Origin of the sequence: Guptibacillus algicola, assembly GCF_020171805.1 — a bacterium.
Classification (GTDB): Bacteria; Bacillota; Bacilli; order Bacillales; family Guptibacillaceae; genus Guptibacillus; species Guptibacillus algicola.
In genome coordinates, this window is sequence record NZ_JAIVAF010000001.1 from 210163 (window position 1) to 232331 (window position 22169).

23 protein-coding genes are annotated in these 22169 nt (G+C 39.5%); 9 read left to right on the forward strand and 14 right to left on the reverse strand.

Features of this window, described 5'->3' with window-relative positions; genetic code table 11:
* Positions 1-146: 146 nt before the first annotated feature.
* From LCM09_RS01195 to LCM09_RS01210, 4 genes are all read right to left on the reverse strand, one after another.
* Positions 147-1493, reverse strand: a complete 1347-nt coding sequence (locus LCM09_RS01195; protein WP_224880025.1) for a copper amine oxidase — start codon at positions 1491-1493, stop codon at positions 147-149.
* Between the two features lie 246 nt (positions 1494-1739).
* Positions 1740-2171 (reverse strand): GNAT family N-acetyltransferase, encoded by a 432-nt coding sequence (locus tag LCM09_RS01200; protein WP_224878171.1) that lies wholly within the window; start codon positions 2169-2171, stop codon positions 1740-1742.
* An 87-nt stretch (positions 2172-2258) separates the two neighbouring features.
* The gene (locus tag LCM09_RS01205; RefSeq protein WP_224878173.1) at positions 2259-2822 is read right to left on the reverse strand and encodes a GNAT family N-acetyltransferase; all 564 of its coding nucleotides are present in this window, start codon (positions 2820-2822) and stop codon (positions 2259-2261) included.
* 58 nt (positions 2823-2880) lie between these two features.
* Positions 2881-3597 (reverse strand): class I SAM-dependent methyltransferase, encoded by a 717-nt coding sequence (locus tag LCM09_RS01210; RefSeq protein ID WP_224878175.1) that lies wholly within the window; start codon positions 3595-3597, stop codon positions 2881-2883.
* Positions 3598-3751: 154 nt separating this feature from the next.
* Here LCM09_RS01210 and LCM09_RS01215 point away from each other — a divergent pair, with 154 nt between their 5' ends.
* The 5 genes from LCM09_RS01215 (at position 3752) to LCM09_RS01235 (ending at position 8087) form a co-directional block, all read left to right on the forward strand.
* Positions 3752-4375: a LysE family translocator gene (locus tag LCM09_RS01215; RefSeq protein WP_224878177.1), complete on the forward strand. Its 624-nt coding sequence runs from the start codon at positions 3752-3754 to the stop codon at positions 4373-4375.
* 182 nt (positions 4376-4557) lie between these two features.
* Positions 4558-5268 carry a cytochrome c oxidase subunit II gene (gene coxB / locus LCM09_RS01220; protein WP_224878179.1) on the forward strand — a complete coding sequence of 237 codons (711 nt, stop codon included), beginning with the start codon at positions 4558-4560 and terminating at the stop codon, positions 5266-5268.
* Positions 5261-7210: a cytochrome c oxidase subunit I gene (gene ctaD, locus LCM09_RS01225; protein ID WP_224878181.1), complete on the forward strand. Its 1950-nt coding sequence runs from the start codon at positions 5261-5263 to the stop codon at positions 7208-7210. The genes coxB and ctaD overlap by 8 nt, the downstream gene beginning before the upstream one ends.
* Positions 7210-7803, forward strand: coding sequence for a cytochrome c oxidase subunit 3 (locus LCM09_RS01230; RefSeq protein WP_224878184.1), 594 nt, complete (start codon positions 7210-7212; stop codon positions 7801-7803). The genes ctaD and LCM09_RS01230 overlap by 1 nt, the downstream gene beginning before the upstream one ends.
* A 5-nt stretch (positions 7804-7808) precedes the next feature.
* A complete protein-coding gene (locus tag LCM09_RS01235; protein ID WP_224878186.1) occupies positions 7809-8087 on the forward strand; it encodes a cytochrome C oxidase subunit IV family protein in 279 nt (92 codons plus the stop codon).
* Positions 8088-8106: 19 nt separating this feature from the next.
* On the opposite strand, the gene LCM09_RS01240 is transcribed toward LCM09_RS01235, so the two are convergent.
* The 4 genes from LCM09_RS01240 to LCM09_RS01255 all read right to left on the reverse strand — a co-directional run bounded on the left by LCM09_RS01240 (position 8107) and on the right by LCM09_RS01255 (position 13487).
* Positions 8107-10290 (reverse strand): FUSC family protein, encoded by a 2184-nt coding sequence (locus LCM09_RS01240; RefSeq protein WP_224878187.1) that lies wholly within the window; start codon positions 10288-10290, stop codon positions 8107-8109.
* 134 nt (positions 10291-10424) lie between these two features.
* On the reverse strand, positions 10425-11957 hold the full coding sequence (locus tag LCM09_RS01245) for a glycine betaine uptake BCCT transporter (RefSeq protein WP_224878189.1): 1533 nt from the start codon (positions 11955-11957) through the stop codon (positions 10425-10427).
* 221 nt (positions 11958-12178) lie between these two features.
* A complete protein-coding gene (locus tag LCM09_RS01250; RefSeq protein ID WP_224878191.1) occupies positions 12179-12931 on the reverse strand; it encodes an anti-sigma factor in 753 nt (250 codons plus the stop codon).
* The gene (locus LCM09_RS01255) at positions 12921-13487 is read right to left on the reverse strand and encodes an RNA polymerase sigma factor (RefSeq protein WP_224878193.1); all 567 of its coding nucleotides are present in this window, start codon (positions 13485-13487) and stop codon (positions 12921-12923) included. Before LCM09_RS01255 ends, LCM09_RS01250 begins: the two co-directional genes overlap by 11 nt.
* A gap of 346 nt (positions 13488-13833) precedes the next feature.
* On the opposite strand from LCM09_RS01255, the gene fabL reads away from it, so the two are divergent.
* A complete protein-coding gene (gene fabL, locus LCM09_RS01260) occupies positions 13834-14589 on the forward strand; it encodes an enoyl-[acyl-carrier-protein] reductase FabL (protein WP_224878195.1) in 756 nt (251 codons plus the stop codon).
* Positions 14590-14654: 65 nt separating this feature from the next.
* Here the strand turns inward: fabL and LCM09_RS01265 are convergent, their stop codons facing one another.
* Positions 14655-15569: a phosphatidate cytidylyltransferase gene (locus LCM09_RS01265; protein ID WP_224880027.1), complete on the reverse strand. Its 915-nt coding sequence runs from the start codon at positions 15567-15569 to the stop codon at positions 14655-14657.
* A 57-nt stretch (positions 15570-15626) separates the two neighbouring features.
* Here LCM09_RS01265 and LCM09_RS01270 point away from each other — a divergent pair, with 57 nt between their 5' ends.
* A complete protein-coding gene (locus tag LCM09_RS01270; RefSeq protein WP_224878197.1) occupies positions 15627-16181 on the forward strand; it encodes a hypothetical protein in 555 nt (184 codons plus the stop codon).
* 101 nt (positions 16182-16282) lie between these two features.
* Here the strand turns inward: LCM09_RS01270 and LCM09_RS01275 are convergent, their stop codons facing one another.
* The 3 genes from LCM09_RS01275 to LCM09_RS01285 all read right to left on the reverse strand — a co-directional run bounded on the left by LCM09_RS01275 (position 16283) and on the right by LCM09_RS01285 (position 19257).
* Positions 16283-17212: a manganese-dependent inorganic pyrophosphatase gene (locus LCM09_RS01275; RefSeq protein ID WP_224878200.1), complete on the reverse strand. Its 930-nt coding sequence runs from the start codon at positions 17210-17212 to the stop codon at positions 16283-16285.
* A gap of 165 nt (positions 17213-17377) precedes the next feature.
* Positions 17378-18022, reverse strand: a complete 645-nt coding sequence (locus LCM09_RS01280) for an SDR family oxidoreductase (RefSeq protein ID WP_224878202.1) — start codon at positions 18020-18022, stop codon at positions 17378-17380.
* 59 nt (positions 18023-18081) lie between these two features.
* Positions 18082-19257 carry an MFS transporter gene (locus LCM09_RS01285; protein WP_224878204.1) on the reverse strand — a complete coding sequence of 392 codons (1176 nt, stop codon included), beginning with the start codon at positions 19255-19257 and terminating at the stop codon, positions 18082-18084.
* 136 nt (positions 19258-19393) lie between these two features.
* Between LCM09_RS01285 and LCM09_RS01290 the strand changes: the two genes are divergently transcribed.
* Positions 19394-20152 carry a TrmB family transcriptional regulator gene (locus tag LCM09_RS01290; RefSeq protein WP_224878205.1) on the forward strand — a complete coding sequence of 253 codons (759 nt, stop codon included), beginning with the start codon at positions 19394-19396 and terminating at the stop codon, positions 20150-20152.
* Positions 20153-20213: 61 nt separating this feature from the next.
* On the opposite strand, the gene LCM09_RS01295 is transcribed toward LCM09_RS01290, so the two are convergent.
* Both LCM09_RS01295 and LCM09_RS01300 read right to left on the reverse strand, forming a co-directional pair.
* Positions 20214-20498, reverse strand: a complete 285-nt coding sequence (locus tag LCM09_RS01295; protein WP_224878207.1) for an AbrB/MazE/SpoVT family DNA-binding domain-containing protein — start codon at positions 20496-20498, stop codon at positions 20214-20216.
* A gap of 257 nt (positions 20499-20755) precedes the next feature.
* On the reverse strand, positions 20756-21469 hold the full coding sequence (locus tag LCM09_RS01300) for a nucleotidyltransferase domain-containing protein (RefSeq protein WP_224878210.1): 714 nt from the start codon (positions 21467-21469) through the stop codon (positions 20756-20758).
* A gap of 200 nt (positions 21470-21669) precedes the next feature.
* Here LCM09_RS01300 and LCM09_RS01305 point away from each other — a divergent pair, with 200 nt between their 5' ends.
* Positions 21670-22131 (forward strand): hypothetical protein, encoded by a 462-nt coding sequence (locus LCM09_RS01305; protein ID WP_224878212.1) that lies wholly within the window; start codon positions 21670-21672, stop codon positions 22129-22131.
* Positions 22132-22169 lie beyond the last annotated feature (38 nt).

Sequence of the window (22169 nt, forward strand, 5' to 3'; positions counted from 1 at the left end):
TTTATTAAATACCATTCCTATGTTAATTATATCTTGTTCAACTAATTTTTGTTGTAATACAACTTACATAGTATGTTTTTCTATAAAAAAAACAGCAATAGCGCTTCGGCTATTGCTGTTTAATGAACGTTTTGCGCTAATTGGCATTAGCTATCTTTTTGCAATTTCCTTCTAACAACGACTCCTGTAGCTGCCATCGTTGCAAGAACTGCTGCTAAGATCCATTCGATCGGCATCTGCTGTTCTGCAGTACCACCCATACCTGTTTTAGGCATATCCGTTGGCATACTCATTGCAAATTTGTCTGGGAACTGGTCAGTGAATGCGCCTGAAAGTCCTTTAGCAGGCTTGTACATATGAGCATAAGCTTCTCTTACAGCATCATAAGCTGCATCGTAATCTTCGTTTGTGTAGCTATCGAATGCTCCTACTAGCTGGTTTACGTGCATTTGTAGACCTTCAGCTAATGCATCTGACTTAAGACGTCCCTCAGTAGCTGTTTCTAAGAAGCTTGAGAAATCAGCACGATAGTTATCTAGTGCCTCTAATGCTTTTTCCTTCGCTGCTTCGTCTTCCGCTCCTGTTGCTTGTACATATTCTACGAAGTTACCAATATGGCCAGACCACATTTCATTAAATTTCATGCCAGCTTCTTCACCGTATACTGATGAAATTGCTGCAGTAAGCGCTTCTGTATTTTTGTTTAGAGCTTGTGCTGACGCTTCAAAGTCGTCTGAACCATCGATACCATTCTGCATCGTCATCATCGCTAAACCAGCATGCTCTGAAAGCAAGTGACCTAGAGTTGCACGAAGGTCTGAAGCAGGTGTTACTGCTTTGGTATCATTGAACTTCTCAGGAAATTGATCAGTTATTGCACTTGAGAATCCTTTTGCTACTCCATGCATGTGAGCGATTGCTTCACGTTCTTGTGCATAAGCTTTCTCGTAATCTCCTGCAACATAGCTATCGAATGAACCGATTAGCTGATTGATGTGCATCTGAAGACCTTTTGTTAGAGATTCTGCTTCTAGACGTTCACCAGTTGCTGTTTCAAGGAATTTTGAAAACTCTTCTTTATATCCTTCAAGGTTATTAAGAGCTTCTTGCTTTGCTTCTTCATCTTCACTTCCTGTTGCTTTCACATAATCTACGAAGAATCCGATGTGGTCACTCCAGATTTGGTTGAATTGTGCTCCAGCTTCTTCACCATACACAGAAGAAATAGCACCTGTTAATGCTTCTGTATTTTCGCTAAGTGCTCCAGCAGATGCTTCAAAATCTTCAGCACCTTCCGCTCCTTTTCTCATCGTTTCAACTGCAAGGTATGCGTGCTCACTAAGTAAGTGGCCTAGTGTAGCTCTAAGATCTGCTGCAGGCGTTTCGACTGTAGGCTTGTCTTCATGATTACCGTGATCATCTGCAAATGCGCCAGTCGGCATCAATAAAGAAAAACTTAGTGGTACGATTAAAAGTCCTTTTTTCCAGTCGATTACTCTTTTCTTCAAATTATGTTCCGTTTTCATGTTTCATCCACTCCCCTTAATTTGTTTTACATTTAGCTAACGGAGTGGATTAACGATTGGATCATTTTTTTGCAAAGTTTTTTAAAAAGATGTTCAAATCATTCTATAACCCTTGGTGCGAAAGGGTTTTGAAACAATAAAAAATAAATAATCTTTGATTTTCTTCACTCAAAAGCCCTACGCTACCTTTGCATAGGGCTTTTCTCACTAACGTTATTTGTATACCATTATCGTCTGCATCTCTTTGAATCCAATATCCTTATAGATATATTTCGCAAAGTTTGATGAGTATACATTTAAACGTATCTCTTCAAAGCCTTGCTCTTTAAGGTCATGTATACTTGCTTGAACTAGTTTCTTTGAGTACCCTTTCCCTCGAAACTCTGGAAAAACAAATACATCGTATATAAATCCATGTTTGATTCCTGTGAAATAATCCGTATTCTCACCAATAAGTACCCACCCAGCTATTTGATCGCCATCGCGATAAACGAGGTGGTATCCGCCCCGATCAAGGATTGAAGAAACAATTTCAATCGCTTTGTCTTCTTTTATGATACCAGGGTTTGTTGTGCCCTCATTTACCGATTGAATGGAATTCGATAAAATATATTCTTTCTCTTCAGCACTTGCACGTTCAATCAACAATGTCCCCTCCTTGCAGTTCTTTAATGGTATTTCTTGATTATGAAGCTTTGTTCCTGCTATTTTGATGAACTGGGTAACTTTACCTCACCTACTCACCTTTGCATATACACATGTATCTCTTAACTCCGTACCATCTATCGAAACATCTTCATTTCGCAAGACTCCTTCAAGAGGAAAATCCAAACGCTCTATGACTCTCATACTTTTGTCATTTTTAGAATCACACCTGATTTCTACTCTCTTCGCATGTAATTCCTTAAACGCAAATTGAGTAATGGCTTTAACGGCTTCTGTAATATACCCAAAACCTGAATACCGTGAGTCTATCCAATACCCTATTTCAAACTTTCTAACGTCCCAGTCAATTTTATGTAAGCCTGAGGACCCTATGAAAACCCCTGTTTCTCTATGGAAAATATGCAGCCTTAAGTCCTCTCTTTTGAGAAAAGAAGTATGAGCTTCCCTGATGTTTTCTTCTACTTCATCTTTAGATTGTTCGTTCTTTGCAAAGGGCATCCATTGTTTTAATTCAGGTCTTGAAGCTTGAATAGATTCATGTACAACCAAACCATCTCCAGGGAGAGGACAGCGTATGTACAAACGTTCAGTATAGATCTCGTGAGGAAAATTAAATAAGATCGGTTTCATCTGGCAGCCTCCACATCGTTATAAATGTCAGAATTATACCACTAAACAAAATGGTTTGTCATTTATAACCAAGCAATACCTTCACTCTAATTTCCTCTTTAAACAAACCGTCTGAATGAACACTTAATAACGCACGCTTTACCTCATCTTCGAAACCATCAACATTCTTTCCTAGGTAACTCTTCAATCCATAGGATGTAGAGTAATGATGGCCTAATAACGTTTCAAGTGTCCAGTGATGATCATAAGGATTGCAATCGATTGTCTTTAAAGAGAAATGGGATTCCTCTATAACCTCTTCATGACTTTGAATCGGATGATCGTATATCCCTTTACCGGCTCTACGATCTTCACCGTACCACTTCTTCGTTATCTCCTGAAATGTGATCTGCCAATCTGCCAACACCTTATTAGGTTGATAATCATCAATAACAGCTATCCCACCCGACCTTTGGATAGTAGGGTATAGTTGTTCTAAAAATCGAGACCGGTTCAGCCAATGAAATGACTTCCCCATTGTGACTAGTTTAATCGATTCCTGTTCTTCTGTACGTATGAATTCTTCAATGTCAGCTAGTTTCCAGTCTATGTTCCTTATTTTCAGCGCGTCTGCCATCCCTCTCGCTTCACGCAACATCTCTTCTTCTACATCTACTCCGGTAATATGCCCTGTCCAATCTGCAAGTCTTATAGCCAGTTGACCAGGTCCACAACCAACGTCAATCATCTTTTCTTGCCCTCTCAGATCGAACTCGTTGACTAGGTTACGAATCACTTCAGCTGGATAACGCAGCCTATACTTAGAATAAAATGGCGCTGCACCTTTGAAAAGATCTTTATAAATTGAAATCTCCCCCTGAAACTCTCTTTTTGAAAGACCATTTCTCTTATATACTTAAACAATACCATCCCAGAAAGGAAAGAATATAATGGACATATCAGTAATACTATCATTCTTGTTTGCAGCCGTTGTATTAACAATCATGCCAGGACCAGACAACCTGTTTGTTCTTGCTCAAAGTATATCTCAGGATAAGCGAGCTGGAATAGCCACTTCCCTTGGGTTATGTTCAGGACTCGTTGTACATATTACTGCAGCAGCTGTTGGCATCTCAGCAATCCTTTATCAATCATCACTTGCTTTTTCTATCGTAAAATATTTAGGTGCCGCGTATTTACTTTATCTCGCTGTTCAAGCTTTTCGTGAAAGAAAGCAATCTACTTTAGTAAAAAACCAGCATAAAAAGACCTATCGTGCACTCTATCGTAAAGGCATTATCATGAATATACTCAATCCTAAGGTTTCCTTATTTTTTCTAGCTCTACTTCCTCAATTTGTAAATCAACATGCTGGATACGCTGCCCTGCAGATGGTCACATTAGGAGTCTTATTTATTATTCAAGCCTTTTTGATTTTCACAGCGATTAGCTTGTTCGCAGGTAGCATCAAAGGTCTTCTCCTCAAGAATTCAGCCGTTGTTGGGAGGATAAACATGATCAAAGGTGTTTTACTAGGAATTATCGGTATCCAAATTGCATTTAGCAGCAAGTAATAATCTGTATTAAAAAGGTAACAAGAGTGAAATGAAAAAGCGCTAAACACTGTGCATTTAGATGTAAAGCCACACGAAGCAATGAGTTCGTGTGGCTTTTTCTGTGTACGCTGTTTCAAGTAAATGGGTATTGGGTAATGGAAATTGTTAATCTTCTATATAGAGAGGAGAGCTTAGTTTACATGAAACGGGTACTGACCTTTATTGTTACCGCTTGCATTCTGTCAGGGTGTTCTTCAATCGCTGTTTTGAATCCAAAGGGGACTGCTGGCGAAAAACAATTGGACCTTCTCTTGTTAAGTCTATTGTTGATGGGGATCGTACTTGCCGTGGTTTTCACGCTTTTTGTAAGGTTTCTAATAAAATACCGTGAAAAGCCAGGTGAAGAGAATGAATTTCCAATTCAAACTGCTGGCAATAAAAAACTTGAAATTAGCTGGATCGTCGTTCCGTTTATTATTATCATCGTTCTGGCTATCCCTACTTTCGCAACTACATATGAGCTTGATGAGCCGTATACCAATGATAAAAAACCATTGATCATTGAAGTGACAGGGGAACAATTTCAATGGTCATTTTATTATCCTGAATACGGCATTACTTCTACAGATGAATTACGACTTCCTGTAAATCGCCCCATCTCGTTTAAACTCACATCAAACGATGTTATCCATTCATTTTGGATTCCTCAGCTTGGTGGGAAAAGGGATGCTCTGCCTGGGAAAGAAAACACATTACGTCTCAAAGCCCTTGAGACAGGCACATATGATGGGAAGTGTGCTGAACTTTGTGGTGCGGAACACGCATTGATGACATTTGACACGATTGTCGAAAACAAAACTAACTTCTCGAAGTGGATAGAGAACATGAAGGACGGTGAAAAAGATGGATAGCATCTTACAGTATTTTCGTACATTACCTTCTGATATTATTTTAGCTGACATATCGCTTGTGATCATTACGATTGCTTCTACTTTCTTACTTACAAAGTATAAAAAGTGGAATTGGCTCTGGAGTTGGATTACTTCAACTGATCATAAAAAGATTGGAATCATGTACTTATTCGTATCGTTCTTATTCTTCCTCAGAGCAGGGTTAGAAGCTCTATTGATCAGAATGCAACTTGCATTTCCTGAAAATGAATTCTGGGTCTTTCAGGGCGAACGATTCAACCAACTGACAAGTACACATGGTACAGTCATGATTTTTCTTGTTGCTACACCTCTTCTTATCGGCCTGATGAATGTAATCGTTCCACTGCAGATTGGAGCAAGAGACGTCGCTTTTCCGTTTATGAACTCATTAAGTCTTTGGCTTTTTATTTCAGGCGGAATTTTAATTAACGTAAGCTTCATAGCTGGAGGTTCTCCTAACGCCGGTTGGACTACATATGCACCACTTTCCCTGAAGGAATTTACTCCCGGTCCTTCAAACACCTACTACCCGATCGGCCTGCAAGTCGCTGGCCTCGGGACCATTATGGGAGCGATCAACTTTATCGTTACGATTATTAAAATGAGAGCTCCGGGTATGAAATTCATGAGGATGCCTTTATCAACGTGGTCGATGCTCATTACATCGGTGCTTATTGTTTATGCATTTTCCGCTCTTGCGGTAGCGTTGTTGCTTCTAACGTTCGAGCGTCTCTTCGGAACTGTTATCTTATCTAGTTCGGCTGGAAATCCATTGATCTGGCAGCATCTGTTCTGGATATTTGGCCACCCTGAAGTGTACATCATTGCGCTACCTGCTTTTGGCATATTCTCGGATGTTATTAGTACATTTTCAAAAAAGAAGTTATTTGGCTATACGTCGATGGTATTTGCGATTATTTTGATTGGCTTCTTAGGATTCATGGTATGGGTGCACCATATGTTTACTGTTGGACTAAATGCAAATATTAATGTTTTCTTCGCGTTGACCACCATGCTGATCGCAATTCCTACAGGAATCAAAATCTTCAATTGGTTATTTACGATGCGTGGAGGAAGTATTCGATTTGATACCCCTATGCTTTACGCCCTTGGTTTCATCGTAACGTTCGTCATGGGCGGGGTTACAGGAGTAATGCTTGGTTCAGTACCAGCAGATTATCAATACCATGATAGTTACTTTGTTGTTGCTCACCTTCACTATGTCATTATTGGTGCTACGATCTTCGGCGTCCTTTCAGGCGTTTATTATTGGTGGCCCAAGATGTTCGGTAAAATGTTGAACGAAAAGCTTGGAAAATGGAACTTCTGGACGTTCGTGATCGGATTTCATTTCACTTTCTTCCCCATGCACATAATGGGACTTATGGGGATGCCGAGGAGAGTCTTTACATATCCAGAAGGAGAAGGGCTTGGGTGGCTGAATTTCGTTAGTACATGTGGCGCGTTTTTGATGGGTATAGGCGTTTTTATTTTCATGCTGAATATCTACATCACTACTCGCTATGGAAAATCAGTTCAACTGAACGATCCATGGATGAAGAGAGGACGAACGTTAGAATGGACAATACCAAGTCCACCACCGCCATATAATTTTGCCCGTACTCCAATCGTTACATCCGGTGAGCCATTATGGAACGCTTATGAGAATAGAAAAGAAAACATTGAATTCGAAGGTGAATATGAAGACATCCATATGCCCTCATCTAGCTCGCTGCCCTTCTTTATGGGAATGGCATTTCTAATCGCTTCCTTTGGTTTTGTTTTCCAAATCTGGTGGCTTGCTACTCTCGGCATGTTAGGTGTTTTCATGACTATGGCAATTAGGTCTTTCCAAAATAAAAATGGTTATTCTATACCGAAAAAAAATGTCATCTATCACGATAAGGGAGTGGGTTATTAATGCAAGCTCCTGCAGAAGAAAAACTATTTAGCGACAAACAAGCCCAAATGAATATTCTTGCGTTCTGGTTCTTGATTGGTGCAGAGGTCGTGGTGTTTGGTTGTTTGTTCGGCATTTATGTATCTGTACAAGAGTTAACAGCTAACGGTCCAGGCCCTAAAGAACTATTTAACCTTTCTGAGATTATTATAAGTACGATCGTATTGCTATCTAGTAGCTTTACATGCGCACTAGGTGTGTATACATTAAAGCTTGGAAAAAAACGCATGACTTTCATTTGGTTCCTTCTGACAATCAGTTTAGGAATTGGATTTGTATTCCTCGAAGTAATCGAATTCGTGGCGTATGTCGGAGAAGGTGCAACGATTAGTACCAGTGCATTTCTCGGAGCATTTTACATGCTGCTTGGAACTCATGGGGCCCATGTAATTTTTGGGGTGGTTTGGATTTCAATGTTGCTCATACAATTAGTGCTGTTCGGCATCACTAAAGATACTGCTCCGAAGCTATTTATCGCAAGTCTCTACTGGCACTTCATCGATGTCATTTGGGTCTTTATCTTTACAGTAGTCTATCTACTTGGAAAGGTGTGAAGCAGATGAAGAAGGAGAACGATCACCTTACTAAGCTTTCGATTATGTTTGTGACTATGATCATATTGACTCTCATTGCTTTCTATCTTGTAAGCAGTGATTGGATATCAACCAACGTTCTACCATACGTGCTTCTTTTCTTTGCGGTGATTCAAGTTGTTATCCAGCTTGTTTTGTTCATGGACATTAAGGAAAAAGAAGGTCGCTACCGAATCACATCAGTCGTAGGTGGTGGCTTCATCGCACTTCTAACGATCTTTTTTTTAGCACTATTAAAAATGTAACCAGGGAAAAAATCCCTGGTTACATTTTTTCATTTGCTTCTTCTATTCCGAAACTCTTACTTAGTAATAGCAAGGATTCATTGATCTTCCAAACATAATACAAATCGTTTATCCTACTTTTGAGCTCTCTCTTTTCTTCAAGTTTTCCGGCATCCATTTTTTCTATTTTCTCTCGAATTGGATCCAGACTATACATAATGGTTTTTGTATTTCCTTTTAAACCTTTAGCTAATGCTTCGATGTTGTAATTGATGATGTGATAGGTTTTGTAGAGCTCTTTCTCTAATTCTGGTATAGAATGAACGGTTCTATTCCGATTGGAAGAAGCGAGAAGATGCTTAGCATAGTAATTGATCGCTGTAATCACTGTAATCCACTGCTCGATATTTGATTTCTGAGCGATGGACACTCTATTTCTCAAAGGCTTCGCATCCACTAGCACACTTTGAAATTTCTCATCTAACTCAAATGCTTTATTTACAAATTGAAAATGTGAGTTCGGATCAGTGTATGATTGGATGTAGTCAGATACATATTTTCTTAGTTGTTCAAGGAATTCATTTGCGGTTCCTGCGACTTTTTCTTTTGTTTTTCTAGGGTAAATTAACGCTGCCGCAAGAGAGCCAATCGCTGCACCAACTAACGTATCGACGACGCGCGACAATATAAGCTCACTCGTTATTCCGCCCATGATGAAATCGTACATGATTGCAATAAGCGTAGTCATCCAAAACATCATGATGCCATACGAAATAGGCATCAAATAAAACGCTAGGAACACACAGCAAAACAATGTGATCAATTCAAGAATAGGATGTCCTGATAAAGCAAGAGCAACTCCAAACCCTGCTATTGCGCCGAATATCGTTCCGATCGATCTTTCAGTTGCTTTTTGGAACGTCATTCCAACCGTATCCGTGCCCAACAACACGATAAACGTTGATAGAAGGACCCAATATTGATGGGTAGGAGACAAGAAGTAACCGACAACAATTGAGACAAATCCAGCTGCAATTGCTTGAAACGCCTTTCTTGTTGCGATTGTATCCTTTTCCAGTGGTTGAGGAGGATCATTTTCTGTTTGAGTTTCATCATTCAGGTCGAGATTAATATCTCTTCTTACCCCGAGCTGTCTCGAACTCTCAACTAAATGGTTTGATATCGCTTCGATCCTTCTAATTAGCCAAAGCCAGTCTTTATCGACCTCTTTGTTTCGTTGCATCGTGTTTATCATCGAACTGAGCTCATTAATAACGGATTCGGTTTTCTTCAAATTACCAACCACATCGTGCGTACGTAATACTTCTGCATCGCGAATCGATTCTACCACTTTGTATAACAGTATTCTTATCGTGGAGTGCTCTAAAACATGTAGATCTTTCACCCTCTCGATCACATAATAAAGAGACTGTATCAGCATTTCTGCGTCAAAAATATAGAACCTTAATTGCTCCTCGTCAATACCTGGCCATATATCCTCAGGCTCTGTGTTGTTAAGCGTGCTTGAAATCTCTTGAGAATACGCATTGATTTTTTTGATATCTTTACGAAGGAGCGAAGTAACAGAATGACTTGTGTCTGGACTCCCGATCGCCTCTAATATAAGATCCAGAGTCATGTTTGTTTGGGTATGAAATGAGCGGACACTTTTAATCAGTTCACTTTTCGGTCTGTTTTTTATAATGTAAAATCTATACAAATACGAGTACCCTCCACCTACCACAATCCCAAGGAGATACCAAGGAAGATCAACTACTTGTAATTGTAATAACGTAGAAAAGTAAATTGACAAGAAGGCGACTGTAAACATAGCAAAATAGCGAAACCGAAATTGTTGCAAATAATATGCCAGAAAAATGACAATCAAAAACAAACTATCTATTGCAAATGGTAACGCACTTAAATATGAACTTATTGTTAATGCTGTAGCACTTGAAACCACAAGAGTCAGTGTGGACATTTTCTGCTGATTTTCCGTTTCATCATTTACTAAAAATAACGTAACTAAGCTGACCACTCCAGCTAAAATAGAAGCAGGATATGAACCGCTTAACGTGCCTGCAACAACGAGCATCGTGAGTGATGAAGAAAGTACGCTTATCGTTATTCGTAAAGCTTGGTTATACCTTGTTTTTCCTGGATCTGCTGGAGTTAGACGAATAATAGAGTGGAGAAGCGAATGGTTCGTTATCGTTTTTTTCATACTTCTATCTTAGCTAAGTTCATTTGTTTGTTCCACATTTCTATACGCTTCCCTTCTATAAAATTGCATTTTCCATATCGTCTTTTGCAATAAAAAGCCTTTGAAGAGTAGTATCTTCAAAGGCTGAATAGCTATTAAACAGTTTTCGGATCTTTCGGTGCTTTTGATTTACGTTCAACACCGCGTTGTTTTCTTGGAACTTCCTCACTGAAGGACCTTATCATTCCCCAACATGTGAATAAAAGAATGATGGTCAGCGGGAAGGCACTAACGATGATGGCTGTCTGCATACTTTGTAGACCACCCGTAATCATTAGTACGACCGCTGAAGCTGCTAATACAAAGCCCCAGCTAAACTTAACAAAGTTAGGCGGATTCAGGCTACCGTTTGTTGTTTGCATGCCTAGAACAAATGTAGCAGAGTCAGCTGATGTAATAAAGAATGTTGAGATCAACAATAGTGTTACAACCGTTAGGACACCTCCAAGAGGAACCTGCTCGTATAGATAGAACAATGCTGTTTCAAGTCCCTGTCCTGCAATATCTGTACCTTGATTAAAGTCAAAGAAGATAGCAGAGCCGCCAAACACTCCGAACCAGAACGCACAAACGACTGTTGGAACGACTGTAACAGCAATCATAAATTCTCTGATCGTTCTACCTTTCGAAACTCGAGCGATAAATGTTCCGACGAATGGAGACCACGCAATCCACCAAGCCCAATAGAAAATTGTCCAGCCTTGAACCCATGATTCATTCTCAGCATTCATTGGAGCAAGACGCATACCCATTCCAAAAATGTTTTGCACATATTCACCGAAAGTAGTAACGAATAGATCTAAGATAAATTTAGTTGGACCAAGGAAAATAAATAGTCCAAGTAAAAGAACAGCAAGAACCAGGTTCGTGTTACTTAGATATTTAATTCCTTTCTTAATGCCTGTTCCTGCAGACACCGTGAAGAGAACTGTAATGATTGCAATGATGATCAACTGTACGGTGAAGTTATTAGGAATATCCGTGAGGTAAGCTAAGCCACCATTGATTTGCTGAGCACCAAGACCAAGGGATGCTGCAACACCGAAGACCGTTGCAAATACTGCAATGATATCGATGGTGGTTCCAATTGGTCCTTTCACACGATCTCCAAGCAACGGATACAATGTTGCACTTATGAGACCAGGTGCCCCTTTTCTAAATTTATAGTAAGCAAGAGCAAGAGCAATAGTAGCGTAGATTGCCCACGCATGAAATCCCCAGTGTAGATATGTATATCTTAAAGATTGGTGCGCTGCATCAACAGTTCCACCTTCTCCTCCTAGTGGTGGGGTAGAAAAATGAGACATTGGTTCTGATACTCCAAAGAATAATAGTCCAATTCCCATTCCAGCGCTAAATAACATTGCGAACCATGTTAACCTGTTATACTCTGGTTTGTCTGAGTCTTTACCTAATTTAATATTACCGAACCTACTAAAAATCAAATAAATTGCGAAAATCAGGAAAAATGTTGCTGCTAACTGATAAAACCATCCAAATTGATTTAAGAAGAACCCTTGTGCTGTGGTCATTACCTGGTCGAGATTTCCAGGCATGATCACGCCCCATCCGACGAAGACCATCGCAATTGCGATGCCTATCCAAAATACTTTTGTTACCTTATCCATTCCATCCACTCCTCATTTTATTATGTAGCTAATCTATCTATCTAGTAAATACTAACCACATAGTTACTAATCATAATAAATTTTCAGCAATTATTCAAATCGAACTGAGTGTTTAGTACTATATACCCCGTTCTCATATCCCAGAAACCAGTCTCTTTTTTTATTGATGTAATAACAAAAAAAGCAGGGATTTCCTTAAATCCCTGCTTCACTATCATTCATTACAATCCAGAGCTCATTACGACCTTTCCTTTAGGTGTCTTGCTTTCTGCGTTAGGTTCGAGGGTGATTGCTACAGCGGTCCAATCATGGTCCCCTTCGTAATTAATTTCGTAAGATACCGCGCCTTTTCCGTTCTCACCTGGAACAAAGGATCCCGCTCTATACGGCTTCTCACCTTCTAACAGCCATACCTGATAAACTTGATCATCCTGTACCCCTTCAAGATCGTCTGCTTGAACAACAAGATTCGTTTTACCGTTGTCAGAAACTAGAGCTGCAGCTCCCTTGGAAGTTGTACCTTCAGAAGGTGCTAGTTGAACAGCTTTCAGCAATGAAGAAACTTCTTCAGTTTCAGTCGTTGCCCCTTCATTCGAAATATACGTATATGCATTCCCAGCAAGAGATAGAAATAGTGCTGCAGCGAGTGCTGGTGCGATCCATTTAGGAGATCGCTTTGTTCTAAATCGATTCATCTCCGTTATTTTGGAATCATCATGATGAGCCACGGTTTCGCTTTCCGACTCTCCTTCAGACTCACTTTCAAATATGTTTTGAAGCACTCGTTCTTTCATACCTGAAGGCGGCTCTTCTGGTGTCGAGAGATAAGGAAGGTCACTTGTTAAGTCTTCCAGCTCTTGTAACTCCTCTCTACAGTCTGAACAAGATTCGAGGTGAGCCTCGAACAATTTTTTCTCTTCATCTGATAATGTTCCATTGAAATAGTCAAGTAGCTGATCACAATTATTTTTCATCTGAGACCCCTCCTTTCTCAGCCAGATTGGATTTTAGATGCTTGAGTGCAAGTCGGATTCGGCCCTTTACAGTACCGAGCGGGAGGTCTATTTCTTGAGAAATCTTTTTGTGCGTCATTCCTTTAAAATAAAACATCTCTATGATCCTTTTTTGCTCCTCTTTCAACTTGGATACTGCCGCTCTTAGTACGATGCCTCTTTCTTTCCACTCCACTTGGTCTTCTACAGATGCCTCATCACTATGAAGAGCGTCTCGCTCATCTAATTCAAAATCTGGTTCTCTTGATTGTTTTCGAAGTATGTCAATAGCGGTATGACGAGTCATTGTTAAGATCCAGGAAGAGAATTTCCCCTTTTCTTCAGTGTATTTCGCCCGGCCTTTCCAGAGCTTGATGAACACTTCTTGTATTACTTCTTCTGATAGCCCTTTATCTTTTACAATCCGATATGAAAAAGAATAGAGTAACTTTTCATATCGATCATAAAGTAGTTCAAGAGCTTCTTTGTCCTTTGCTTGAACCCTTTCATAAAGGGCAGCATCGTTCAGTTCTCTCATACCATTCTCCTTTATTCTCTCAAGTGATCTCCACCCGGAAGAGGTAAGAATGCCTACATAAAGCTAACGGTTACCTCTGCCATTTGGATGTGTTTTTCAATGAAAGTTTTTGATTTTAACTAAGAAAGCCCTTTTTCCGTAAGGACTCACACACTCAAGAGTGTTAGAATTACTTCGTCTTTGGTTTCGTTCAATTTCTATCCTACAGTATATCACAACGTTACTTGTATCTTTAAAATTCAAGCACACTACTGCTCTTTAGATTTCAGGTGATGGACGAGTAACTTTTCACACACCTTTTGTTCATGTATGATTAGTAGTGATTAGAAAAGAAGAGGTGACATCAATGACTCAAAAGGTAGCATTAATTACTGGTGGTACCCGAGGAATCGGGAAAGCAATCGCTAGAAAATTCGCATCAGAAGGATATAACCTTGTACTTAATTTCATGCGCAAAAAGCGCGATGCTTTAGAAACGAAAAATGAACTCGAACAAGAATACGGTATCTCTGTACATATTGTTAAAGCAAACGTAGGAGAAGTAGAGCAGATTACTTCCCTTTTTCAAGAAGCTGAAAACGAATTCGGTCGACTAGATGTTTTCGTTAACAACGCTGCATCTGGGGTATTACGACCTCTAATGGAAATTGAGGAAAGTCACTGGGATTGGACACAAAATATCAATGCGAAAGCATACTTGTTTGCTGCGCAGGAAGCTGCAAAAATCATGGAAAAGAATGGCGGAGGTTCAATCGTTGCACTCTCTAGCCTTGGTTCTATTCGCGCCCTTCCGAACTACGTAGCTGTAGGAGTATCAAAAGCATCAGTTGAAGCGATCACACGATACCTAGCTGTTGAACTATCACCTAAAGGAATCGTTGTAAACGCAGTTTCTGGTGGTGCCGTGGACACTGACGCTCTTAAGCACTTTCCAAACCGGGAAGAACTGCTTGAATCTGCCAAGAAACGTAATCCTGCTGGGCGACTAGTTGAACCAACTGACATGGCAGATACTGCGTACTTCTTAACAACACCAGCAGCAAAAATGATCCGTGGTCAAACCATTATCGTCGATGGCGGACTTTCACTATTAGGCGAATAAAGTTCTAACAATTTATAGAATCAACCTTCACTAAAGAAGACAGCGATTTTTCGCTGTCTTCTTTCTTACATAAAATCAAAAAAGTATCTGACCACGTGGAGAAATACCGGTGAGGTGTAGGCTAAACTATCAACACGACTAAGATAACTCTCTTTGAGGTCATATTGTTTTACTCCGTCTCCAATGAGCAGATCCCTCTTTAATACTGATATGGTCAAACTACCTAGTCCTCCTGCAATACTGATTAATACCCCAGCTAGTAAGCCAAACGTAGAATCGAATGGAGTTAAGTAAGAATACGTAAAATAAGCTGTTGCTGAAGTTAAGACGAGTGATCCTATTACCCCTTCAACAGTAATGTATGAATTGGAAGACGGTACAATTTTTCTTTTACCTACATAAACTGAAATCAAATATTGGGCTACATCATTCACTTGAGTAAGGAGTACGAGAAAGAGGACTAAATTCGCTCCATATTCAGGACTCGCAACTTGGAAATAAGCTAGGTGACTCAAACCAAAGACCATCAGCATTAGCCCCCACTGTGTTGAGCTAACCGACCTCAAGAATCCTACTGTTCCTTTACCGATTATTCGGGGTAATGGCAGAAGCAGAAAGACATAAACTGGAATAAATACAATAAACATGCCATACCACTCGATTAATATCCAGTAGAATTGTACCGGTATAACGATGTAAGCCCACAAGAAGATCCTTCGATCTGCCTTTCTTGTTCTCATCATGGAAAAATATTCTTTTAGCGCAAAAAAACATAAGAACATTAGCGATAGTAAAGACACGATTGGGTTAAATAAGGTTGCAAAACAAAACACCACAAACATGCCCCACCATGTTTTGATCCTAGCTTGCAACACAGAAAAATCTTTGTGAGGATAATTTCTTTTTGTAATTAGAAACAGCCCGTGGGCTATGGAAAGAATTACTAGTATAATAGATAATGTCCAAATTGTGCTTTGCAGGTAGAATCAACCTTTCTCTGAACGCCATTAATATTTTTGATAGATTGGGAGGACGTTATGGATCAAACAGTCTATATCCTATTATCCGATACTGGCACTTTATTTACTAAATCGATAAAAAAGTACACGAAAGCTCCCTATAACCACGCTTCACTAGCGTTTGATATCGAGCTTAGAGATATGTATAGCTTCGGTCGTAAAAACCCTAATAATCCACTTTATGGAGGTTTTGTCAAAGAAGACGTGCTGACCGGCACGTACAGCAAGTACCCTCAAACAACATGCGTCATCTACGGTCTTCTTGTAACTGAAAGAGAAGTTACAAAAATGAAACGAGTTTTAGAAATTTTTATTAAGAACAAACAAAAGTTTCTGTACAATATCCTCGGAGTATTAGGGGTTTCGATTAATGAACCTGTGGAATTTAGCAACTCCTACTTCTGTTCTCAATTTGTTGCTGAAGTGTTAGAGCGCTCAGGAATTACCTTATGGAATAAGCTACCTGCTCTGATTACTCCCGAGGACTTTAGAAATAGTGACAGATTAAACCTCGTGTATGAAGGAAGACTTTTGGAATATCCACCAATCAAGGAGCGTAACACAAATCAATAATATCACTCGTGTTTGTTAGATGGTACAACATTTACAATATTAGCCACAAAAAAAACCCGAACGCGATTTCTTTATGAACTCGGTTCGGGTCTTGCTATTATTTATGATTGAAATGTTTCTGTTAAAGCTGGAATGATTTGTTTCTTTCTAGACACGACACCTTCAAGAACCGCAAGTCTGTTGATTAGTTCCACATCGAATGCTTTTTCAACATTCTCAGCATGCTTACCTAGCGCTAATACGGTTGAATTGTTATTTAGAATATCCGTTACAACAAGTAAGAATAAATCAAGATCTTTCTCTTCGATCGTCTTATTGATTTCTTCTTCAACCGTATCCTGACGAGAAAGAACATCTAGAGGATCAACCACGTTTACCTGTGCTACCTCTACCTTTGCTTGACCCATACCGAATTCTTTTGCATCTAGTCCGATTAGCTCAGAAGGCGTTTTACTGCTCATGTCTGCACCAGCTTTTAGCATTTCAAGCCCATAATCTTCTGCTTGTACGCCTGCGATCTCAGCCAACTCTTGAGCTGCTGCAACGTCTTCCTCTGTGCATGTTGGAGATTTAAACAGAAGAGAATCAGAAATGATAGCAGACAGCATAAGTCCTGCGATGTTTTTGTCGATTTGTACGTTATTCTCTTTGTAGAGTTTCTTTAAGATTGTAGCTGTACAACCAACAGGCTCAGCTCTGTAATAGACTGGGTCAGCTGTTTCAAAATTAGCAATCCGGTGATGGTCAATGACTTCAAGCACGCGGACTTTATCAATATCCTCAACACTTTGTTGACGTTCATTATGATCAACTAGGATTACGCTCTTCGTTTCATTTGCTACAGTTTGAACCATACGCGGTGCTTCCACATTAAATTTATCTAATGCATATTGGGTTTCAGCATTTACTGCACCAAGACGAACAGGTTCAACATCCATGCCTAGCTTTCTCTTTAGATCTGCGTATACAAGGGCAGATGTAATCGTGTCTGTATCTGGGTTTTTATGCCCGAAAATCAATACTTTTTCCATTGTTAGACTCCTTTAGTTAAAGAATTTATGTACTCATTACATATTGTAAAGATGTAAACTCCTAAACTCAACATCAATTTACTTAACTAGAATACCTTGATTACCCTCCTATTAAACATAAGGTAAAAAAAGAACCGATCCTCTTCAGAGAAGATCGGCGATTCCTTACAAGCTCCGTAGAGCCTCTCCAACAGGAGTTTCTCCTGAAATTAAGTCAAAAGCTCGATTAAACACATTTTGAGTGGTTAGTGATTCAACAACTACTTGAGCTACATCTTCACGTGGTACAGATCCTCGATCAAGTTTCTCACCGACTGCTACATTTCCCGTTCCTTCATCATTTAAAAGACCACCTGGTCTTACGATTGTATATGACAGGGAACTTGCTTCTAATGCTTTATCTGCGTAGTGTTTAGCAGCATAGTAAGGAAGAAGAGCTTCGTTCCAGTTTTCTCTATTATTAGCTTGGAATGCACTCACCATAACGTACCTTTTTAAACCTAATCTTTCTGAAGCTTCAACTGTTTTCACAGCTCCATCAAGATCTACTAAAAGCGTTTTATCAGGACCAGTTTTCCCACCAGATCCAGCCGTGAAAATGACTGCATCGCTTCCAGTCATTGCTTCTGCAATCTCGTCAACAGAATCCTCTAAGCTTGCTACAACTGATTCAACACCTTGCTTAAGAAAAGTGTTAGCTTGTTCTTCTTTCCGAACCATCGCTTTCACAGTATGTTCTTCACTATTTTGCAGGAGATTAACAACTTTTTGACCGATTTGGCCATTAGCTCCAATAACGAGTACGTTCATTGTGATGCTCCTTTCGCATTTAATATGGCTATTATTCCATATTGATCGATCAGCATCAATTAACCTGCTTTTTGATTAGAAAAGGACATGACACTTTTGTTCTTACCTTTCATTGAGAGAAGAGAAGTTACTAGAGCCAAAATAATGAAAACTCCCCCAACTGTTGCATTCATATCGACGGTACTTCTTTCAATCACAAACGCTCCTACTGTAGACCCTAGAGCGATACCTAGATGAAGTGCCGAGTTATTTAAACTCTGCTGGATATCAGATGATTCTGGTGCAATTTCAATTAGATAGCTTTGCTGCGCTGGTGTAATCCCCCAACTAAGCATACTCCAGACTACCATTACGACTAGAAACAACGGAAACGCAAACGTTGTAAACGGAATAAGAAACATTGAAATCCCGAATATTACGATAGAGGTTAAGATCGTAGGTTTTGTCCCGAACCTGTCTGACGCAACGCCACCTAATCCGCCTCCTGCTACTGCAGCGATTCCGAATATTAAATATACGATACTGACCCACGTTCCAGTTAATCCCAGCGACGTCTTTAAGAAAGGTGTTAAATATCCATAAAGCGTTAGGTGGCCTGTCAAGAACAAGAAAGAAGTTAACTGTGCAGTGAACACTCTTCTATTCTTTAACGTTAATAACTGCTTTCTCATAGGAATAGCAGGTTTTGGTTGAATACTTTCCATGAAGAAGTAAACACCTGCAATCGATAATAGCGTTAAGATAATGATTAAAACGAAAGGCGCCTTCCAACCAAATGCATTTCCTAGCATTAATCCAATTGGAACCCCAAGAACTAAAGAAGCACTTATGCCCATGAATACAACGCCGATCGCACGTGCTCTATATTTACTTTCTACTATATTTGATGCAATCGTTACACACAGTACAACGAGTAAGGAGCCACTTGCTGCTGATATAATCCTTGCGATCATTAAGACAGTGAACGTGTTACTCATCACAGCTAACAAGTTCCCTAGTAAAAATACGACTAGCGAGAAAATCGTCAGTTTTTTTCGTTCTATTTTGGATGTTAAGGATAATAGGACCGGAGCCGCGAGTGCGAATACGATTGAAAATATGCTGATCAAAAGTCCCGTCTTTCCAAGACTCGTATTCAAATCTTCTGCGACAAGGTCAAGAATACCCCCAATTATTAACTCTACCATCCCAACAACAAAGGAAACGATCGTTAATAAATACACTCTTTTATTCATTTTATTCCGCCTCTTTTCATTAGGTTACCACTAAAAGGGTAACTTTTTGAAAATAAAAAGGCAACAGTGAATTTAAGGAATTTTTTCTGGTATGCTAAGATGAAGAAAAGAGACGTTAACAAGGAGAGCAAATACCATGTTGCAGCAGTTTGGGTTCACTCAGTACGAAAGCCAGATTTATGAAGCCTTGATTACAACAGATGAAGCACTAGATGCTTCTGCGATCGTTAAGCAATCAGGGGTTCCTCGATCCAAAGTATACGAAGTTCTATACAAAATGGGAGAAAAAGGTATGGTGTTGGAATCTACAGTAGAGAAAAAAAGATTGTACAGACCACTCCCTCTAAACTCGGCTATCGAAAAATTACGTCGTGACTTTGACCGAAATATAGATCAATTAAAATCATTTGAAGCCAGGAAAAAACCATTAGATGATCGTGTGTGGAGTCTAAAAGATAACCAATCTATCAATTCTCTTGTTGCAGACCTTCTTCAAAACGCTACCTGTTCGATTGTTTTCTCTGGTTGGTCAGATGACCTATCCCAGCACCTCTCAACAATTGAAGAAAAACAAGCGAATGGAATCTCCGTTGAACTTCATTCGATTGGAGAACTAGAAGCTACCATCGACAATGTAACCACTTTGATTCCAGACGTTCAGCATAAAGCCTTACAAAGAAGCCGAATTCTAATCATCGATAATAAAGAACTCCTTTTCGCAGGGTACGAAGAGTCAGGATGGCAAGCTATCCATACAAGCTCTCGCCCGCTTGTAACATTTTTCACTGAATTCTTCTACCATGATGTTGCTCTTACTGAAATTACTCGTAAGTTTGGCACCGTAATGATGGAAGATGATCGCATCAAAGACATTTTAATGAAACTAAGATACTGATTAGGTAACGACAAAAAAAGCATGCCACCTGGCATGCTTTATTAGATCTCTCTATCTTAACTCACGTTCTCACTTCGAGCGTTTTCTCTATTTCTTCGCGTAAAATGGCCATTCCTTCGGGACTAAGTATGATACTTCCATTACCAAAATACTTATTTTCGTTCAATACTTCTCCAGTTATCATACAAGCCATTTCCGGTTGGTACTTCTTTAATACTATTCGATCTTCGCTAGTGAATATTTCCATAGGATCTTTCACCTGGATATCAAGTGTGCGTCGTAGTTCTTTTGGAATGACGATACGGCCCAGTTCATCAATTTTTCTTACGACACCTGTGCTCTTCAAACTGATCACTCCTTCTTTTTAACGAACGAATACGTTCTTTATTTAATTTTAATAGTTTAGTTGGAAACTAGCAAGTAAAATGCTAATTTTTTTATAATTTTCCAAAATTATTCTAATGAACCCAAAAAGCACAAACTAGATGAAAAAGTAACACAGTCAAAAAAAACCGCCCGGATATACCGGACGGTTAAAAGGGGGAATTTTTAAGCTAGTATGAAGTTACCCCGCTTGTAACCAATCTAAACCTCTTTCTTAAATTATTTTTTTCCGATTGAAAAGCCTTCAAACAAACGCCCGCCATAAGGCTCAATCTGTTGTTCTACAAAGCGGATAACGTCATCCTTCATCCCAGTTTGAAAATAACGATCAAAGACTCTTTCAAACTCTCTAGCTAACTCACTATCATAATTCTTAAGCGATCGGATAATCCATTTTGAAGATCCGGTCCACTGCCCATTCATCCTTAGTATAAATTCATGCAGGTGTTCTAAAAGCGCTAAAGCACAGCACATTTCTTCACCCCTATCGTAAGCTCCAATGAAATCATCCAGGACATCCGTTAAAAAATAGCGCTTTAAACGCACCGTTTCTTCGTCCCATTGTATAGGACCTGCCTTAAGTATGGCGTTGGCTTCATCTTTTAACACCTTAGACTTACCTTTATCCATGAGCACGAGTCCTTCTGAAACCATTCGAGGCATCGAAGGTTTTCCTCGCTCGCAATCACTACTATAGAAAGATTGATAGCTATGTAAGTTATGTACATACATTTCCACTGGCCAATTCTTATAGTAAAAGCTTTCTCGATAAGAGCTTTGAACAGATGAATCGAATATAACAATATCTAGATCTGATGTTTTTGTTCCTTCTCCTCTTACGATGCTCCCAGCAAGCAGTGCTGTTTCACACTGTGGGAAACGGATATTAACAAGCACTTTTGCATCCTGTTTGGCAAGTTCTAATCTAGTCATGGTTACCTCTCACCTTTTTACATTTAGTTTACATTGAAAAGGGAAATAATCATATCTTCCTTATTGATAAACATTCTGATACACTTTTATAGTACTAGATCAAGGGATCGAGGGGCATCATCATCCTTACCTTCAACGTATAATAAATGATTAATTGTTCAGACTTACAATACAAATGAATGATATTAACAGGAGGCACTATGCTAACTTTTGAAGAAAAGCTACACATTATAGAAACAACGTTCCCTGAATTAACACGGAAAGATGTTTCGATGGGAAGAGTCAACTTCCATTATGAAGAAAGTGTTATGGATAAGAAGAACGTTGTGTACCATCTCCATCCAAATGGGAACGGCTTTGTATATGCAGAACTACTTGAAGAATACCCTGTCGATGATAGAGGAATGGTCAACATTCGTGACTTCTCGAGTAACGACCTACGAAAAATTGTTGGAGAGGCGATTCACTCTCTCTCTGTTTTACCAGGAGAAGACATCGAAGAAGAAATTTGGATGAACGAAGAAAACCAAACGCTTCACCTCGAATACGAGCCTGAGCTTGAGCTATGGAATGTTTATGCAGGTGACATGCTTGACGGAACGTTCCCATCTTATAATGAAGCAATTCAATACCTTGACGAAGAAGGATTCATTCGTCAATAAGGAAAACCCCTCCGCATGACCGCGGAGGGGTTTTACAT

Coding starts and splice junctions, on each gene's coding strand:
- LCM09_RS01205 (WP_224878173.1), bottom strand. CDS start 2,822: ATGAAACCGATCTTATTTAATTTTCCTCACGAGATCTATACTGAACGT.
- LCM09_RS01215 (WP_224878177.1), top strand. CDS start 3,752: ATGGACATATCAGTAATACTATCATTCTTGTTTGCAGCCGTTGTATTA.
- coxB (WP_224878179.1), top strand. CDS start 4,558: ATGAAACGGGTACTGACCTTTATTGTTACCGCTTGCATTCTGTCAGGG.
- ctaD (WP_224878181.1), top strand. CDS start 5,261: ATGGATAGCATCTTACAGTATTTTCGTACATTACCTTCTGATATTATT.
- LCM09_RS01230 (WP_224878184.1), top strand. CDS start 7,210: ATGCAAGCTCCTGCAGAAGAAAAACTATTTAGCGACAAACAAGCCCAA.
- LCM09_RS01235 (WP_224878186.1), top strand. CDS start 7,809: ATGAAGAAGGAGAACGATCACCTTACTAAGCTTTCGATTATGTTTGTG.
- LCM09_RS01240 (WP_224878187.1), bottom strand. CDS start 10,290: ATGAAAAAAACGATAACGAACCATTCGCTTCTCCACTCTATTATTCGT.
- LCM09_RS01245 (WP_224878189.1), bottom strand. CDS start 11,957: ATGGATAAGGTAACAAAAGTATTTTGGATAGGCATCGCAATTGCGATG.
- LCM09_RS01250 (WP_224878191.1), bottom strand. CDS start 12,931: ATGAAAAATAATTGTGATCAGCTACTTGACTATTTCAATGGAACATTA.
- LCM09_RS01255 (WP_224878193.1), bottom strand. CDS start 13,487: ATGAGAGAACTGAACGATGCTGCCCTTTATGAAAGGGTTCAAGCAAAG.
- fabL (WP_224878195.1), top strand. CDS start 13,834: ATGACTCAAAAGGTAGCATTAATTACTGGTGGTACCCGAGGAATCGGG.
- LCM09_RS01270 (WP_224878197.1), top strand. CDS start 15,627: ATGGATCAAACAGTCTATATCCTATTATCCGATACTGGCACTTTATTT.
- LCM09_RS01275 (WP_224878200.1), bottom strand. CDS start 17,212: ATGGAAAAAGTATTGATTTTCGGGCATAAAAACCCAGATACAGACACG.
- LCM09_RS01280 (WP_224878202.1), bottom strand. CDS start 18,022: ATGAACGTACTCGTTATTGGAGCTAATGGCCAAATCGGTCAAAAAGTT.
- LCM09_RS01285 (WP_224878204.1), bottom strand. CDS start 19,257: ATGAATAAAAGAGTGTATTTATTAACGATCGTTTCCTTTGTTGTTGGG.
- LCM09_RS01290 (WP_224878205.1), top strand. CDS start 19,394: ATGTTGCAGCAGTTTGGGTTCACTCAGTACGAAAGCCAGATTTATGAA.
- LCM09_RS01300 (WP_224878210.1), bottom strand. CDS start 21,469: ATGACTAGATTAGAACTTGCCAAACAGGATGCAAAAGTGCTTGTTAAT.
- LCM09_RS01305 (WP_224878212.1), top strand. CDS start 21,670: ATGCTAACTTTTGAAGAAAAGCTACACATTATAGAAACAACGTTCCCT.